Annotated in this window: 10 protein-coding genes and 1 pseudogene; 6 read left to right on the forward strand and 5 right to left on the reverse strand. The window is 50.6% G+C overall.

All coding sequences use genetic code 11. The annotated features are described in order from the left end of the window. Window positions 1–163: pseudogene (locus tag AC1DUO_RS21590) on the forward strand (IS110 family transposase); the annotation flags it as partial. A gap of 319 nt (window positions 164–482) precedes the next feature. Here AC1DUO_RS21590 and kdgR read toward each other — a convergent pair. Next, entirely contained in the window at window positions 483–1,274 is a 792-nt protein-coding gene (gene kdgR, locus AC1DUO_RS21595) for a DNA-binding transcriptional regulator KdgR (RefSeq protein WP_013576147.1), read from the reverse strand. Between the two features lie 239 nt (window positions 1,275–1,513). Between kdgR and AC1DUO_RS21600 the strand changes: the two genes are divergently transcribed. Beyond that, window positions 1,514–2,911, forward strand: coding sequence for an MFS transporter (locus AC1DUO_RS21600; RefSeq protein ID WP_037037455.1), 1,398 nt, complete (start codon window positions 1,514–1,516; stop codon window positions 2,909–2,911). Window positions 2,912–2,967: 56 nt separating this feature from the next. On the opposite strand, the gene htpX is transcribed toward AC1DUO_RS21600, so the two are convergent. The 4 genes from htpX to AC1DUO_RS21620 all read right to left on the reverse strand — a co-directional run bounded on the left by htpX (window position 2,968) and on the right by AC1DUO_RS21620 (window position 7,482). Next, window positions 2,968–3,849: a protease HtpX gene (gene htpX, locus AC1DUO_RS21605; protein WP_013576149.1), complete on the reverse strand. Its 882-nt coding sequence runs from the start codon at window positions 3,847–3,849 to the stop codon at window positions 2,968–2,970. Window positions 3,850–4,107: 258 nt separating this feature from the next. Continuing rightward, window positions 4,108–6,180: a carboxy terminal-processing peptidase gene (gene prc / locus AC1DUO_RS21610; protein ID WP_013576150.1), complete on the reverse strand. Its 2,073-nt coding sequence runs from the start codon at window positions 6,178–6,180 to the stop codon at window positions 4,108–4,110. A gap of 19 nt (window positions 6,181–6,199) precedes the next feature. Beyond that, window positions 6,200–6,889 (reverse strand): RNA chaperone ProQ, encoded by a 690-nt coding sequence (proQ, locus tag AC1DUO_RS21615; protein ID WP_013576151.1) that lies wholly within the window; start codon window positions 6,887–6,889, stop codon window positions 6,200–6,202. 95 nt (window positions 6,890–6,984) lie between these two features. Continuing rightward, a complete protein-coding gene (locus tag AC1DUO_RS21620; RefSeq protein WP_013576152.1) occupies window positions 6,985–7,482 on the reverse strand; it encodes a GAF domain-containing protein in 498 nt (165 codons plus the stop codon). Between the two features lie 257 nt (window positions 7,483–7,739). On the opposite strand from AC1DUO_RS21620, the gene yebS reads away from it, so the two are divergent. From yebS to AC1DUO_RS21640, 4 genes are all read left to right on the forward strand, one after another. Continuing rightward, window positions 7,740–8,987 carry a membrane integrity lipid transport subunit YebS gene (yebS, locus tag AC1DUO_RS21625; protein WP_477988678.1) on the forward strand — a complete coding sequence of 416 codons (1,248 nt, stop codon included), beginning with the start codon at window positions 7,740–7,742 and terminating at the stop codon, window positions 8,985–8,987. Then, entirely contained in the window at window positions 8,956–11,586 is a 2,631-nt protein-coding gene (locus tag AC1DUO_RS21630; protein WP_477988680.1) for a PqiB family protein, read from the forward strand. The genes yebS and AC1DUO_RS21630 overlap by 32 nt, the downstream gene beginning before the upstream one ends. Window positions 11,587–11,670: 84 nt before the next feature. After that, on the forward strand, window positions 11,671–13,188 hold the full coding sequence (gene rsmF / locus AC1DUO_RS21635) for a 16S rRNA (cytosine(1407)-C(5))-methyltransferase RsmF (RefSeq protein WP_477988682.1): 1,518 nt from the start codon (window positions 11,671–11,673) through the stop codon (window positions 13,186–13,188). 371 nt (window positions 13,189–13,559) lie between these two features. Next, on the forward strand, window positions 13,560–14,137 hold a 578-nt coding region (locus tag AC1DUO_RS21640), incomplete at its 3' end, for a PAS domain-containing protein (protein WP_477988683.1).

The following is a 14,137-nucleotide window of genomic DNA, read 5'->3' on the forward strand; positions in this document are numbered from 1 at the left end:
CGCTTTTATGCAACGACTTGAACACAATCAGGGGCGGCTGGCTGACTGGGTGAAGGCCCAGCTCTCGCGGCATCACTCGAACGTAGTGGCCTGCGGGTTAGCCAACAAACTGGCCCGAATAGCCTGGTCGGTGACAACCCATCGTACAGCTTTTATCCAATAAAAAGAGCCAACAGGGACGAACTGTTAGCTCTTAGGCATTACGCAGTGACTTTCTGGTTTTGCGACGACCGATTATTGATGACATGAACGGCACAGCGACCTGCGGATGAACCTGACATAAAAAATGGCTCTTTGAAGCCGTCCGTTTTTTAAGGTTCTGCAGGCGCGGACTTCATCGTGGCGCAGGCAACGTAAGGTTGCCCATCAGACGCCGTATAGATTTAAGCAAGTCCATCATAAATCAAAATCAACGTTGCAAAAACGGGGGTGACCATAGATTTTTATGTCTGAAATTCCGCAATCACTCAGAACGCGATTATTCAGAACGGATAGTCGTGAAAACCGATTTGCTCTGAAATATTCCGCGCGGCAGTATGCAGCATTTCTACGTAATGACTTTTGCTTTCTTCGGAGAAACGAATCGTCGGGAAAGAAATACTCAAACCAGCAATCACCACGCCAAAGCGGTCGAATACCGGAACTGCGATACAACGAAGCCCTTGTTCCTGCTCTTCATTGTCTTCGCCGAAACCCTGCGCGCGAACCTGATCCAGCGCAGTCTGCAAATCGGCAGCATTCATGATGGTATTTTCAGTGCTGCGGGTAAATTCAATTTCCTGCAACAGCGCGCTGACTTCTGCTTTATCGCCCCATGCCAGCAGCACTTTACCGATTGCGGTGGTGTGCAGCGGATTGCGGCGACCAATACGCGAATGCATGCGCAGGTTGTACATCGAATCAATTTTATGGATGTAGACAATCCCGTCTTCATCCAGTGCACCGAGGTGGATCGTTTCGCGGGTCAGACGGGACAATTCGCGCATCTGAATATCAGCGCTGCGGATCAGATCGACGTTTTGCAACGCTTTGGCACCCAGTTCAAACAACTTGAGCGTCAGGGAATATTTCTCTGATTCTCCTTCCTGTGCGACATAACCCAGGGATTTCATGGTCTGAAGAAAACGGTAGACCGTACTTTTAGACATCATTACGCGCTGAGAAAGTTCAGTAATGCCAATCTCACGCTCTTCCCCCAACGCCTGTAAAATGCCAAAAACTTTCAGGACTGAGGAGACGGAATCGGGTTGCTTATCAAGATCTGCGATAGCCATAGGGTGTATTACCTGCTCGCGTTGAGTTTGTTTCAAAAAAAATAGAACGTGGTTTTTATTATACTGGCAAGCATCGCTGAGAAGCAATCAACCCATTGATCAAGAATGTAAGAACTGTTAAGCCAGTTTCATTCCCGACAGAGAGATAAAAAATTCATTACATCATGTGACAATTGTCACTTTACGTTAATTAGCGTAGTAATATTCCCCTCTCTGATGACTACGCACTGACAGAACTCATGACTTCTACACCTGCTGACGGATTACCCATTCCACAACGATATGGTGCCATTCTGGCCATTGCGCTGGGTATTACCGTTTCTGTACTGGATGGCGCTATCGCTAATGTCGCACTGCCCACCATCGCTAATGATTTCCATGCCAGCCCGGCAACCTCTATCTGGGTGGTTAACGCCTATCAGCTGGCGATCACGATTTCTCTGCTTTCTCTGGCTTCACTGGGCGACATATTTGGCTACCGCCGTATTTACCAGACGGGTTTGCTGGTATTTAGTATCACCTCGCTCTTTTGCGCCTTGTCGGATTCACTGATGACACTGACTGTCGCCCGTGTGTTACAAGGTTTTGGTGCGGCAGCGATCATGAGTGTAAATACCGCGCTGATACGTATTATTTATCCGCAGCGTTTCTTAGGACGTGGCGTCGGTATTAATGCACTTATCGTTGCCGTCTCGGCAGCGGCCGGACCCACCATTGCCGCTGGTATTCTGTCGGTAGCCTCCTGGCAATGGCTGTTTGCCATCAACGTTCCGATTGGTATTGTGGCTCTGATACTCGGTCTGAAGTTTTTACCGGCGAACTCGACGCGAAGTCAGGGTCAGCGTTTTGATATCATCAGCAGCGTGATGAATGCCCTGACCTTTGGCCTGCTGATCAGCGCCATCAGTGGATTTGCGCAAGGTCAGAACCCTATGTTGATCCTGAGCGAAGTCATTGCCCTCCTGATCATCGGCTGGTTCTTCGTACGCCGTCAGCTTTCCCAGCCTTTCCCGCTGCTGCCGATCGATTTATTGCGCATTCCTATTTTCAGTATGTCTCTGGGCACTTCGCTGTGTTCTTTCAGCGCCCAGATGCTGGCTTTTGTTTCACTGCCCTTCTTCCTGCAAAACACTCTCGGTCTGAATTCCGTGGAAACAGGCCTTCTGCTCACGCCGTGGCCGCTGGCGACGATGGTGATGGCGCCGATCGCCGGCCGTCTGGTTGAGCGCTTCCATCCGGGAATGCTGGGCGGGATTGGTCTGATCGTGTTCTCATTCGGGCTCTTTTCCCTGTCATTACTGCCATCAGAGCCTTCGCATCTGAACATTATCTGGCGCATGTTGCTGTGTGGTGCCGGCTTTGGGTTATTCCAGTCGCCGAATAATCACACAATCATCAGTTCAGCCCCGCGAAACCGTAGTGGCGGTGCGAGCGGACTGCTGGGCACTGCGCGTCTTTTGGGTCAGACAACCGGCGCGGCGATGGTTGCCCTGATGTTTAACCTGTTCCCGCAGCATGGCACTCACGCATCACTGATCCTTGCAGGAATGCTGGCCGGAACCGGCGCGCTGGTCAGTTTACTGAGGATGACGCAGAAAACCAGCAGCCAGAAGGAATCGGAAAACCTGAAATCCTGATATGAAAAAGCCCGGCAGAGTAGCCGGGCTTTTTGTTCAGCATTGCTGGAAACAAACTACTTGATGTATGCACCACTGCGCAGCGCTTCGATACGCTTGTCGAGTGGCGGGTGGGACATAAACAGCTCGCTGAATGACTTCGATTTACCGTTGATGCAAAACGCCATCATGCTCCCCGCTTCCTGCGGTTCGTGACTGGTTTTAAGGCGCTGCAACGCAGCAATCATTTTTTCACGGCCCACCAGTTTTGCAGAACCCGCATCCGCATGGAATTCACGGTGACGCGAGAACCACATCGTGATGATGCTGGCCAGAATACCGAAGACCAGTTCAAGCACGGTCGCCACGGCAAAATAAATCAGCGGATTGCCGTTACTGCTCTCTTCGCCATCACGGTTGCCGGAAAGGAAGCCCGAGGCCACCTGCGCAATAATACGTGAAATGAAGATCACGAAGGTATTCACGATCCCCTGAATCAGCGTCATGGTTACCATATCGCCGTTCGCAATGTGGCTGATTTCATGGGCGATAACCGCCTCGGCTTCGTCCTGACTCATGCTTTGCAGCAATCCGGTGCTCACCGCCACCAGAGAGGCATCGCGACGTGCACCCGTGGCGAAGGCGTTAATATCGGGTGCGTGATAAATCGCGACCTGTGGCATCGCAATGCCCGCCTGCTGAGACTGGCGACGCACGGTGTCCATCAACCAGCGCTCAGTTTCGTTACGCGGCTGCTCAATGACTTCCCCCCCCACTGAGCGTAACGCCATCCATTTCGACATCAGTAATGAGACAATTGCGCCACCGAAGCCAAACAGCCCGGCCATGATCATCAGCCCCGGCACGCTGCTGTGCTGAATGCCGGTCAGGCTAAGTACCAGCCCGAATACCAGCATAACGGCCAGGTTAGTCAGCAGGAACAACGCTATACGCATCATAAAATTTCACTTCCTCATTGTTACTTCATTGTTATTAGCGAGTCATACCACCGGCACATAGCATGCCGGGCTGTACTGATCCTATGGGCTTCTTATCAGGATTCAAGACTCCATGCGTTCTGAAGGCCTGAATTCACAATACTTTACATTTTGAAGCGTTTGCTTTTACAGACAGGGCTGAAATACCGATGTTATTGAGAAATACACGACATAAAAAAAGCGCACCGGAGTGCGCTTTTAGTCAGTCTGTCACAAGAATTATTTTGCCGGGGCCTGATCAACCTGAGACTTTTCCAGCTTGCCGAGATCGACAGCAATATGGTCGGCTTCATCAAGGTAAGGATCCGGAGCAACATAATCTTTCGGCAGATCGTCGAGAGATTTCAGCGGCTTCTTGCCTTCACGCTTGAAGCGTTCATTCAGGCGATTAAGACGCAGTGCATCATCCTCTTTATCTTCTTTATCACGCTGGGCGTAATTCAGAGAGGCAATGTTACGTTTGTCTTTCAGCGCCTTGTAACGCGCGATATCTTGCTGGATGTACTGGAACTCAGGATTTTGCGCAATACGGGCTTCATGCATTTTCAGCAATTCAGGCAGGAACGGTTTCATGTCGCCTAATTTGGTGTAGGTTGCCGCATTAATACTATCCCACGGAAGTGCGTTATCTTCGAACTTCTCGCCGGTTTCAATCGATTCAATACCGGTTGGCATCAGGATATCCGGGGTAACCCCTTTACGCTGAGTACTGCCGCCATTGATGCGATAGAACTTCTGGATAGTGTATTGCACAGAACCGAGCGCAGGCCATTCAGGGCGCAGCATCTGGTCGTAAATGCGGTTCAGTGAACGATACTGCTGAACCGTACCTTTACCGAAGGTCGGCTCACCGACAATCAGCGCACGGCCATAATCCTGCATAGCGGCGGCGAAGATTTCTGATGCCGAAGCACTGAAGCGGTCAACCAGAACCACCAGCGGGCCTTTGTAGTAAACGACGCCATCAGTATCACTGTCCTGACGGATGCGACCATTATTATCGCGTACCTGAACCACCGGACCACTTGGGATAAACAGACCGGACAGCGAAACAGCTTCCGTCAGCGCCCCCCCTCCGTTGGTGCGCAGATCGATAACCAGGCTGTTAACGTTCTGCTTAGCCATTTTCTGCAACTGCACTTTGACGTCATCTGTCAGGCCAACATAGAAGCCAGGAATGTCCATCACAGCGACTTTTTGAGCGCCAACATTTTTGATGGTCATTTTGACGGCGCGATCTTCGAGACGAATCTTCTCGCGGGTCAGCGTAATCACATGGTTCTTGGCATTTTTACCCGCTGGCAAGATCTGCAAACGGACTTTGCTGCCTTTTGGCCCTTTGATTAACGCAACCACATCGTCGAGACGCCATCCGATCACATCAACAATCGGAGTCTGTTTTCCTGCCTGAACCTGACCGACACCCACAATACGGTCACCCACTGCAATGGCTTTACTTTTGGCCGCCGGGCCGCCAGCAACCATCGAATTGATGACTGTATAATCGTCGTCACCTTGCAAGACCGCACCAATACCTTCCAGAGACAGGCTCATTTCAGTATTAAATTGTTCAGTGCTGCGAGGCGATAAATAGTTGGTGTGCGGATCAATTTCGTGCGCGAAGGCATTCATGACCAGTTGGAAGACATCTTCGCTGTTGCTTTGCGTCAGACGCTTCATCGCAAAATGATAACGCTTAGACAATACATCGCGAATTTCCTGATCGTTCTTGCCGGTCAGTTTGAGGTTCAGCTCGTCATATTTGACTTTCGCATCCCACAATTTGTCCAGCTCAGCGCGGTCTTTCGGCCACGGTGATTTACTGCGATCAAGTTCAATGGTGTCGTTGCCCGTAAAATCCATCGGGCGCTCAAGCACTTTTAACGCATAGTCATAACGTTCAAAGCGGCGTTTCTGAGCCAGATTGAATAAGGCATAGGGGGTAGTTAACTGACCGGATTTCAGTTCCTCACCCAAGGTGGCACGTTTATCAGTAAATTGTGCGACATCGGAAGCCATTAATACGTTATGGCCATAATCGAGCATGTTGAGGTAACGGTCGAAGATTTTCGCTGAGAAATCTGCATTAAGGTCGAACTGACGATAATGTGAACGGGTAAAACGAGCAGTCACACGCTCGCTCACCGTTGCATCCTGCGGATCCTGCGTTAAATTAGGAAGTTGAGCGAGAGTCACCGGTGTACTCTCGTTCGCAGCAAAGCTGGTGTTCACCAGCCCGGCTCCTGCCATTAACAGACCCGCAATAACGCTTAATCTGACAAATTTGTTCATGCCTGAGTTGGCCTCCGTATCAGAACTGCAAATGTTCTGCGCGTACAATCATCGCCAGACCCGAAGAGAGTTGAACGCGAACACCGTCTTTGGCAATTTCCAATACGGTTGCATCCATCGCACTCTGACCTGCTCTGACTTTGATTTCCTGGCCAATTTGCAGTTTTGAAATGTCTGTTACTGGCACATGACGCGGTTCACGTTTTTCCTCACGCGGTGGGCGAGGTGTACGTGGTTTGCGATTTTCCTGGCCAGCCACAGCTGCGGGCGCATTTTCACGACGCGGCGCAGGTTTTTTAGCGGCCGGACGTGGACGACGTGGCTCAGCGGTTTCACCGGCTTCACGACGTTTAGCCTGTTGTTCCGCACGTTGTGCCTGAACACGGGCTTTCGCTTCTTCCAACTGTTTACGGGCATGTTCTACGTGCTGTTCTTCAAGAACGCCACATGAATTACCATCAAGATCAACACGTTCTGCACCGACTTTAACGCCGTACAGATAACGCCAGCTTGAGGTATACAGGCGCAGAGCAGAGCGTAACTGAGTTTTGCTCAGATTCTCTTCACCTTGCACGCGCGCGACCAAATCCGCAAAGATACCGATCTTTAATGGGCGTGCTTCGCCTTCGGCGGTAAAACAGAGCGGGAACCGCTCAGCCAAAAAGGCGATGACTTCTTTACTACTGTTCAACTTAGGTTGATTTTCCATGAAATTTCCTGATTACAACGGGTTTGCCAACCGGCGCAGGCATGAACAGGCGTCATTATAATGACGCCATTATTAAATGCCACGTTATCCGACGATCAACTTACGATCAGATTGACATATTTTTCAGCATCGCAGCTTTCGAGATGCTGGCAAAGCCCGCTGACTAACTCTGTCAGCCCCAGTTCATCCGCTTCATCGAAGCGTTGATAAACGGTGCTATCAATGTCTAATACGCCGATCACTGTGCCATTAACGGCCACTGGCAGAACAATTTCGGCATTACTTGCTGCATCACAGGCGATATGCCCGGGGAAGGCATGAACATCGCCCACACGCTGTACAGCATTTTCCGCTACTGCGGTACCGCAGACGCCTTTTCCTACCGGAATACGCACGCAGGCAATTTTACCCTGGAATGGCCCCAGCACGAGTGTTGTGCCGTCCAGCAGATAAAAACCTACCCAGTTGACGCCATCAAGACGTTCAAAAAGTAAGGCACTTGCGTTCGACAGAGTAGCAATAAAATTGTTTTCTCCGGCGATCAACGCGTTCAAATCACGTTTTAATTCCGTGTAGAATGCTTCTTTATTCATGTAGTAACCAATAATGACCTAAGGGCACTGAGCCGTTCTGTTGTGCTTAACCCCTATAAAATAAGCATTAAATGCCCATGTGAACAAGGTTAATCCTGTGTGACATCAAAAAGACTCGCCTACAATAACTGTTTGCCGACCGCATAATACGTTATTTTGTCAAAAAAACCTGGCTGATCTTGGCCTGATGGCCTCGTCTGCCCCCCAACGGGGATGCGTAATTGTAACAACAGGTATTCTTTACTATTCCAGGTACTATGAAAATAAACACAATATCAGTCCAGTTACCGCATGTTCGCTACCAGCGGTGCCATGAATGCGATTACCTTTTCTCGCTTCCGGCGCTGAAACGGACGCAAACTGCACATTGCCCGCGCTGTAATGCCAAAGTGGAAAAAGGCAAAGTTTGCTCCCTTCCCCGGCTGATCACTATGGCCATCAGCATTTTGCTGCTGATGCCTTTCGCTTATACCGAACCACTGATCAGCATCCGTCTGCTTGGCACGCGTATTGACGCCAGCCTGCTTGAAGGCATCTGGCAGATGTCGCGTCAGGGCGATCCGGYCACGGCAAGTATGGTCGCGTTTTGCACCATCGGTGCGCCGCTGACACTCGCTGTTTCAATTCTTTATCTGCATTTTGGCAGCAAGCTGGGGATGAATCTCAAACCTGTATTGCTGATGCTTGACCGCCTGAAAGACTGGGTGATGTTGGATATTTATCTGATTGGCATGGCGGTCGCCAGCATCAAGGTCAAAGAATATGCGGATATCAATGCCGGAGTTGCACTGGCCGCGTATCTGATGATGACTGTGATGGTCACAATGACGATGATTAATCTTAATATTGAGCAGCTGTGGGAGGAGTTTTATCCGCAGCGCAGGCCAAAGGGCGTACCGTCTTCACTGCGTTTGTGCATTGCCTGTAAATTTACCGGATTACCGGATGAACACGGGCGCTGTCCACGCTGTCATGTTCCCATGCAACGACGCTACAAACACAGTCTGCAAAAAACCTGGGCGGCGTTGATTGCGGCCATGATGTTTTTAATCCCGGCCAATTTGCTGCCGATTTCCATCATTTACGCCAACGGGCAGCAACTGAAGGACACTATTTTCTCCGGTGTCGTTTCGCTTGCCACTTCAGGGAATATCCCGATTGCCGCGATTGTGTTTATTGCCAGCGTACTGGTGCCTTTTACTAAAGTGATTGTGATGCTGACACTGTTACTCAGCATCCATTTTAAAGCGATTCAGGGACTGAAAACGCGCATCCGTTTACTGCGACTGGTCACCTGGATAGGACGCTGGTCGATGCTGGATTTGTTTGTTATTTCATTAATGATGTCGCTGGTAAACCGTGACCAGCTTTTGTCTTTTACTATGGGTCCGGCCGCCTTTTACTTTGGCTCTGCCGTAATTCTGACCATTCTTGCCGTTGAATGGCTTGATAGCCGCTTGATTTGGGATGCACATGCAACAGGAAACGCCGAATACACCGACTGAAGCACGGATAAAACACAGGCGCCGGATTTCGCCTTTCTGGCTTCTGCCGTTTATTGCTTTACTGATCGCCGGATGGCTGATTTACAGCAACTATCAGGAGCGTGGAAATACTGTCACGATCGATTTCCAGTCAGCAGCGGGTATCGTTGCGGGCCGTACTCCTGTGCGTTATCAGGGGGTTGAGGTTGGGACAGTAGAGTCCATCAGTCTGACCAAAGATCTGCGTACCATTCAGGTAAAAGTCAGTATCAAAAGCGATTTGTCTGACGCCCTGCGCGAAGGCACACAGTTCTGGCTGGTGACGCCAAAAGCCTCACTGGCCGGGGTTTCCGGCCTTGATGCGCTGGTGGGCGGTAACTACATCGGCATGATGCCCGGCCCCGGCAAAGAGAAAGATCATTTCGTCGCGCTCGATACCCAGCCTAAATTCCGCCTGAATACCGGTGAGCTGATGATTCACCTGCATTCAAAAGATCTGGGCTCACTGAGCACCGGCTCCCTGGTGTATTACCGCAAAATCCCTATCGGGAAAGTTTACGATTACGACATTGAAAGTGGTAATGACGGCGTCACGATTGATTTGCTGATCGACAAGCGTTTTGCCGGTCTGGTGAAAGACAACACGCGCTTCTGGAACGTATCCGGTTTTAAAGGCGACTTCAGCCTGAGTGGCGCGAAAGTGCAAATGGAAAGTCTGGCCGCGCTGGTTAACGGAGCCATTTCAATGGATTCGCCAAAWGATGGTAATCCGGCCAAAGCAGACCAGTCTTACGTGCTGTATCCGGATCTGGCGCAGAGCCAGCGTGGGGTTGAAATCAATCTCGATTTGCCGAACGGCAACGGCTTGTCAGAAGGACAGACACCGCTGATGTATCAAGGGTTGCAGGTCGGTACCCTGACCAAAGTCACTTTGCAACCCGACAATAAAGTTACCGGTAAACTCACTGTCGACCCTTCGGTAATCGACATGATGCGTACCGGGACGCGTATCGAAATGAACAGCCCGAAAATTAGTTTGAACAACGCTAACATCAGTCAGTTACTGACGGGTAATACGCTGGAACTGATCCCGGGCGATGGGGAAGCGCAAAAGCATTTCGTGGTGCTTGACAGTAACCAGCGCCTGCTTCAGAACCCCGGTACCGTCAAGATTCAGCTGATTGCGCCGCAAAGCTATGGAATTGATGCGGGGCAGCCGATCAAGCTTTACGGTATCAACGTCGGCTCGGTGATTGACCGCACGCTGACTGATGAAGGCATCCTGTTTAATGCCGCGATCAAGCCGGAATATAAAAATCTGCTGCACAAAGACAGCAAGTTTGTGGTCAACAGCCGCGTGGATGTGAAGCTGGGTATTGATGGCATGGAAGTGTTGGGTGCCAGCGCACAGGAATGGGTCGATGGGGGTATCCGCCTCATTCCTGGCAGTAAAGGTGAACCCGTTCAGAAATACCCGCTTTACAGCAACGCGGAAAAAGCCGCTGAAGGTATTCAGGGAGATCAGCCAGGTGCCACACTGACATTGACGGCGAAAACCCTGCCAGATATTCAGGCCGGATCAGTGGTGCTTTACCGTAAATTCCAGGTTGGGCAGATTGTGAATGTTCGCCCGAAAGCGAACGAGTTTGAAGTGGATGTGTATATTCAGCCGCAATACCGCAATCTTCTGTCTGAGAAAAGCATTTTCTGGGCTGAAGGTGGTGCCAAAGTGCAGCTCAATGGCAGCGGTCTGACCGTTCAGGCCTCGCCGCTGGATCGTGCGCTGAAAGGCGCCATCAGCTTTGATAATCTTGAAGGTGTCTCCACCAGTAAAGGCGTGAAACGGGTTCTGTATGATTCAGAAACCGCGGCCCGCGCTGTCGGCAGCCAGATAACGCTGAACACTTATGATGCCAGTAAGCTTTCTGCTGGCATGCCAATACGCTATCTGGGCATCACAATTGGTCAGGTCGAATCACTGAAGCTCGATCCGCAGCTCAATCAGGTTTCGGCCAAAGCCGTGTTATATCCGGAATTTGTGAACGACTTCGCCCGTCGCGGTTCGCGCTTCTCGATTGTTTCTCCGGAGATTTCAGCCGGTGGTGTCAGTAATCTGGAAACCCTGCTCCAGCCTTATATCAACGTTGAAGCAGGCAAAGGTGTTCCGGCGCGTAATTTTGACCTGCAGGAATCTACCATTACCGATTCCCGCTACACCGACGGTCTTGGCATTGTTGTTGACGCAGCAGAAGTCGGTTCATTGCAAATCGGCACGCCAGTGTTGTTCCGTGGCATCGAAGTAGGTACGGTCTCGGGCTTCTACCTTGGCGCGATGGCCGACCGGGTAAACGTGACGTTGAGGATCAGTAAGAAATACCAGTATCTGGTGCGCGAAAACTCGGTGTTCTGGCTGGCATCCGGTTATGACCTTCAATTCGGTCTGACCGGCGGCGTGTTCAAAAGCGGCACATTCCAGCAGTTTATCCGTGGCGGTATCGCTTTTGCGACCCCACCGACAACGCCGCTGGCGCCGAAAGCCAGCAATGGCAACCATTTCCTGCTCAATCCGGAAGCGCCAAAAGACTGGCAGAAATGGGGAACGGCAATCCCCAAAAATTAACCAATATGATTTTCATCAAGGCCACCTTCGGGTGGCCTTTTCGTTTCCTGGTTACGACTGAAGCCCCTCCCTGCGCAGGTAAATATGCTAAACTCCGCGGCTGAAAACTTATTCAGTTCTGGAACCGCACTCTTGTCAAAGCTCACCACTGCCAGCAGTTTTGCTGATAAATTACCCGCCGCTTTTCTGGAAGCCACTCGTGCAATCATGCCTGCCAGCCTGAGCATGGAGGATTTTATCGCTGCCTGTCAGCGCCCTCTTCGCCCCAGCCTGCGGGTCAACACCCTCAAAATCAGCGTGGAAGATTTCCTTACACTGGCCGGCAGTTATCAGTGGGATTTAGAGCCTGTGCCGTGGTGCACCGAAGGTTTCTGGATCAACCGCCATGCCCTGGATGAATCGCGTTTAGGTAATGCGTTGTCTCATCTTGCGGGGTTGTTTTATATTCAGGAAGCCAGCTCAATGCTGCCGGTCACTGCGTTATTTGCTGATGGCACTCAGCCGACGCTGGTGATGGATGTCGCCGCCGCACCGGGTTCAAAAACCACGCAGATTGCGGCGCTGATGGAAAATCAGGGCGGCATCGTTGCCAATGAATATTCCGCAAGCCGGGTAAAAGTTCTGCACGCCAATATCAGCCGCTGCGGTGTCAGCAATACAGCACTCACCCACTTTGACGGGCGCGTATTTGGTGCCGCATTACCGGAAACTTTCGATGCCATTCTGCTGGATGCCCCCTGCTCGGGCGAAGGCGTTATCCGTAAAGATCCTGATGCCATGAGCAACTGGTCTGAAAACAGCGTGTCGGAAATTGCTGCCACGCAGCGTGAACTGATCGACAGCGCTTTTCATGCGCTGAAACCGGGCGGTGTACTGGTTTATTCAACCTGCACCCTTAATGCGCAGGAAAACCAGCAGGTCTGCCAGTGGCTGCTCGAGACTTATGCTGATGCGGTGGAAAGTGAATCGCTGGCAGACTTATTCCCGGGTGCGAGGAAAGCGGTGACGCAGGAAGGCTATCTGCACGTATTCCCTCAGGTTTATGACAGTGAAGGTTTCTTCGTCGCGCGTTTTCGCAAAACGGACTCCGTACCGCGCTTGCCTGTTCCGGGATACAAAGTCGGTCGTTTCCCTTTCTCTCCGCTTTCCCGTCAGGACAGCGCAGAAATTATCAAAGCTGCCGGTCAGTCCGGACTGTTATGGCAGGAAAAACAATATACGTTGTGGCAACGCGACAAAGAGATCTGGATATTCCCAGCAGTTCTGGAACCGCTGTTTGGGAAAGTGCGCTTTTCGCGTATTGGTATCAGGCTGGCTGAACGCTTTCCGAAAGGCTTCCGCTGGCAACACGAAGCCGTGGTCGCATTCAGCGATACTGAAACTAAAAACCGTTTTGAAATTGACGACGAACTGGCGCAAAACTGGTTCCGGGGCGTCGATATTTATCCGCAAACTGCCCCACCGGCAGATGAATGTCTGGTGACATGGCTCGGCCAGCCGTTGGGATTAGCGAAACGAATCGGAAGCCGGATTAAAAATAGTTTGCCGCGTGAGCTGGTCAGGGATGGCGCGGTTCGTGCGCAGACCTTATCGAACGATTAATTAATTTAAACTTTTTGCAAACTTCTGTGCCATAAGATCATCGTGATGGCGCAGAATATTCTACCTAATTATTATCTTTAACGATTAAAAACTCATCCTGACAAGCATTTTGGCGAATTCTGTACAACGTCGTGTTTAGGTGAAATAGGGGTGACAAAGTGTATGGAACCCTTACTTAGGCAACATTTTATGCCGAATATAGTAGATAATTATTTATATTATCAAGAAAGATTTATTGAATTATAAGTAGGAATAATCCTACCGTGACATGTATTATTGCCATCAAGATAACATTGCTAGTGATATATCATTTTCAGATATAAATCTTAATGCCTGATGTTGAGTAAAGACCTGCCAGTCGGAGAAGTGTCATGTCGGATGAAATGAAACTCGAATCAGCAGATGGGCTGCTATTACAGCAAATGGCCAGCCTGCGGGATATCATCGATAACAATTCTGACTGGATCTGGGAAGTCGATACGCAGGGGCGTTATGTTTTCTCTTCCAATAAATGCATCGAGTTTCTCGGTGTTCCACCTGAAAAAGTATTAGGCAAAACGCCTWTTGACTTCATGCCACCTGATGAAGCCAAACGGGTTGGCGAGCAGTTTGCTGCTATCGTCGAACGACGCGCGCCATTCGGCGGTTTGCTGAACCGTAATATTCGCCCTGACGGGACGGAAGTCATTCTTGAAACCAGCGGTGTTCCGCTGTTTGACAACGAAGGTAATTTCCGGGGTTATCGGGGGATCGATCGTAACCTGACCAGCCTTGATCAGGCTCCGGGTCAGCGCCTCTTCCAGCTTGAAACCATTTATTCCAATGCGCCGGTCGGCCTGTGTTTTATCGACCTGCAAATGCGCTACGTCACCGTAAACGATGCCATGGCGAATATTATCGGTTTACAACCTTACGAAGCGATTGGTCGTAAAGTCGGCGTGTTTCTGCC

Source organism: Rahnella sp. P4_A8 (assembly GCF_056402435.1).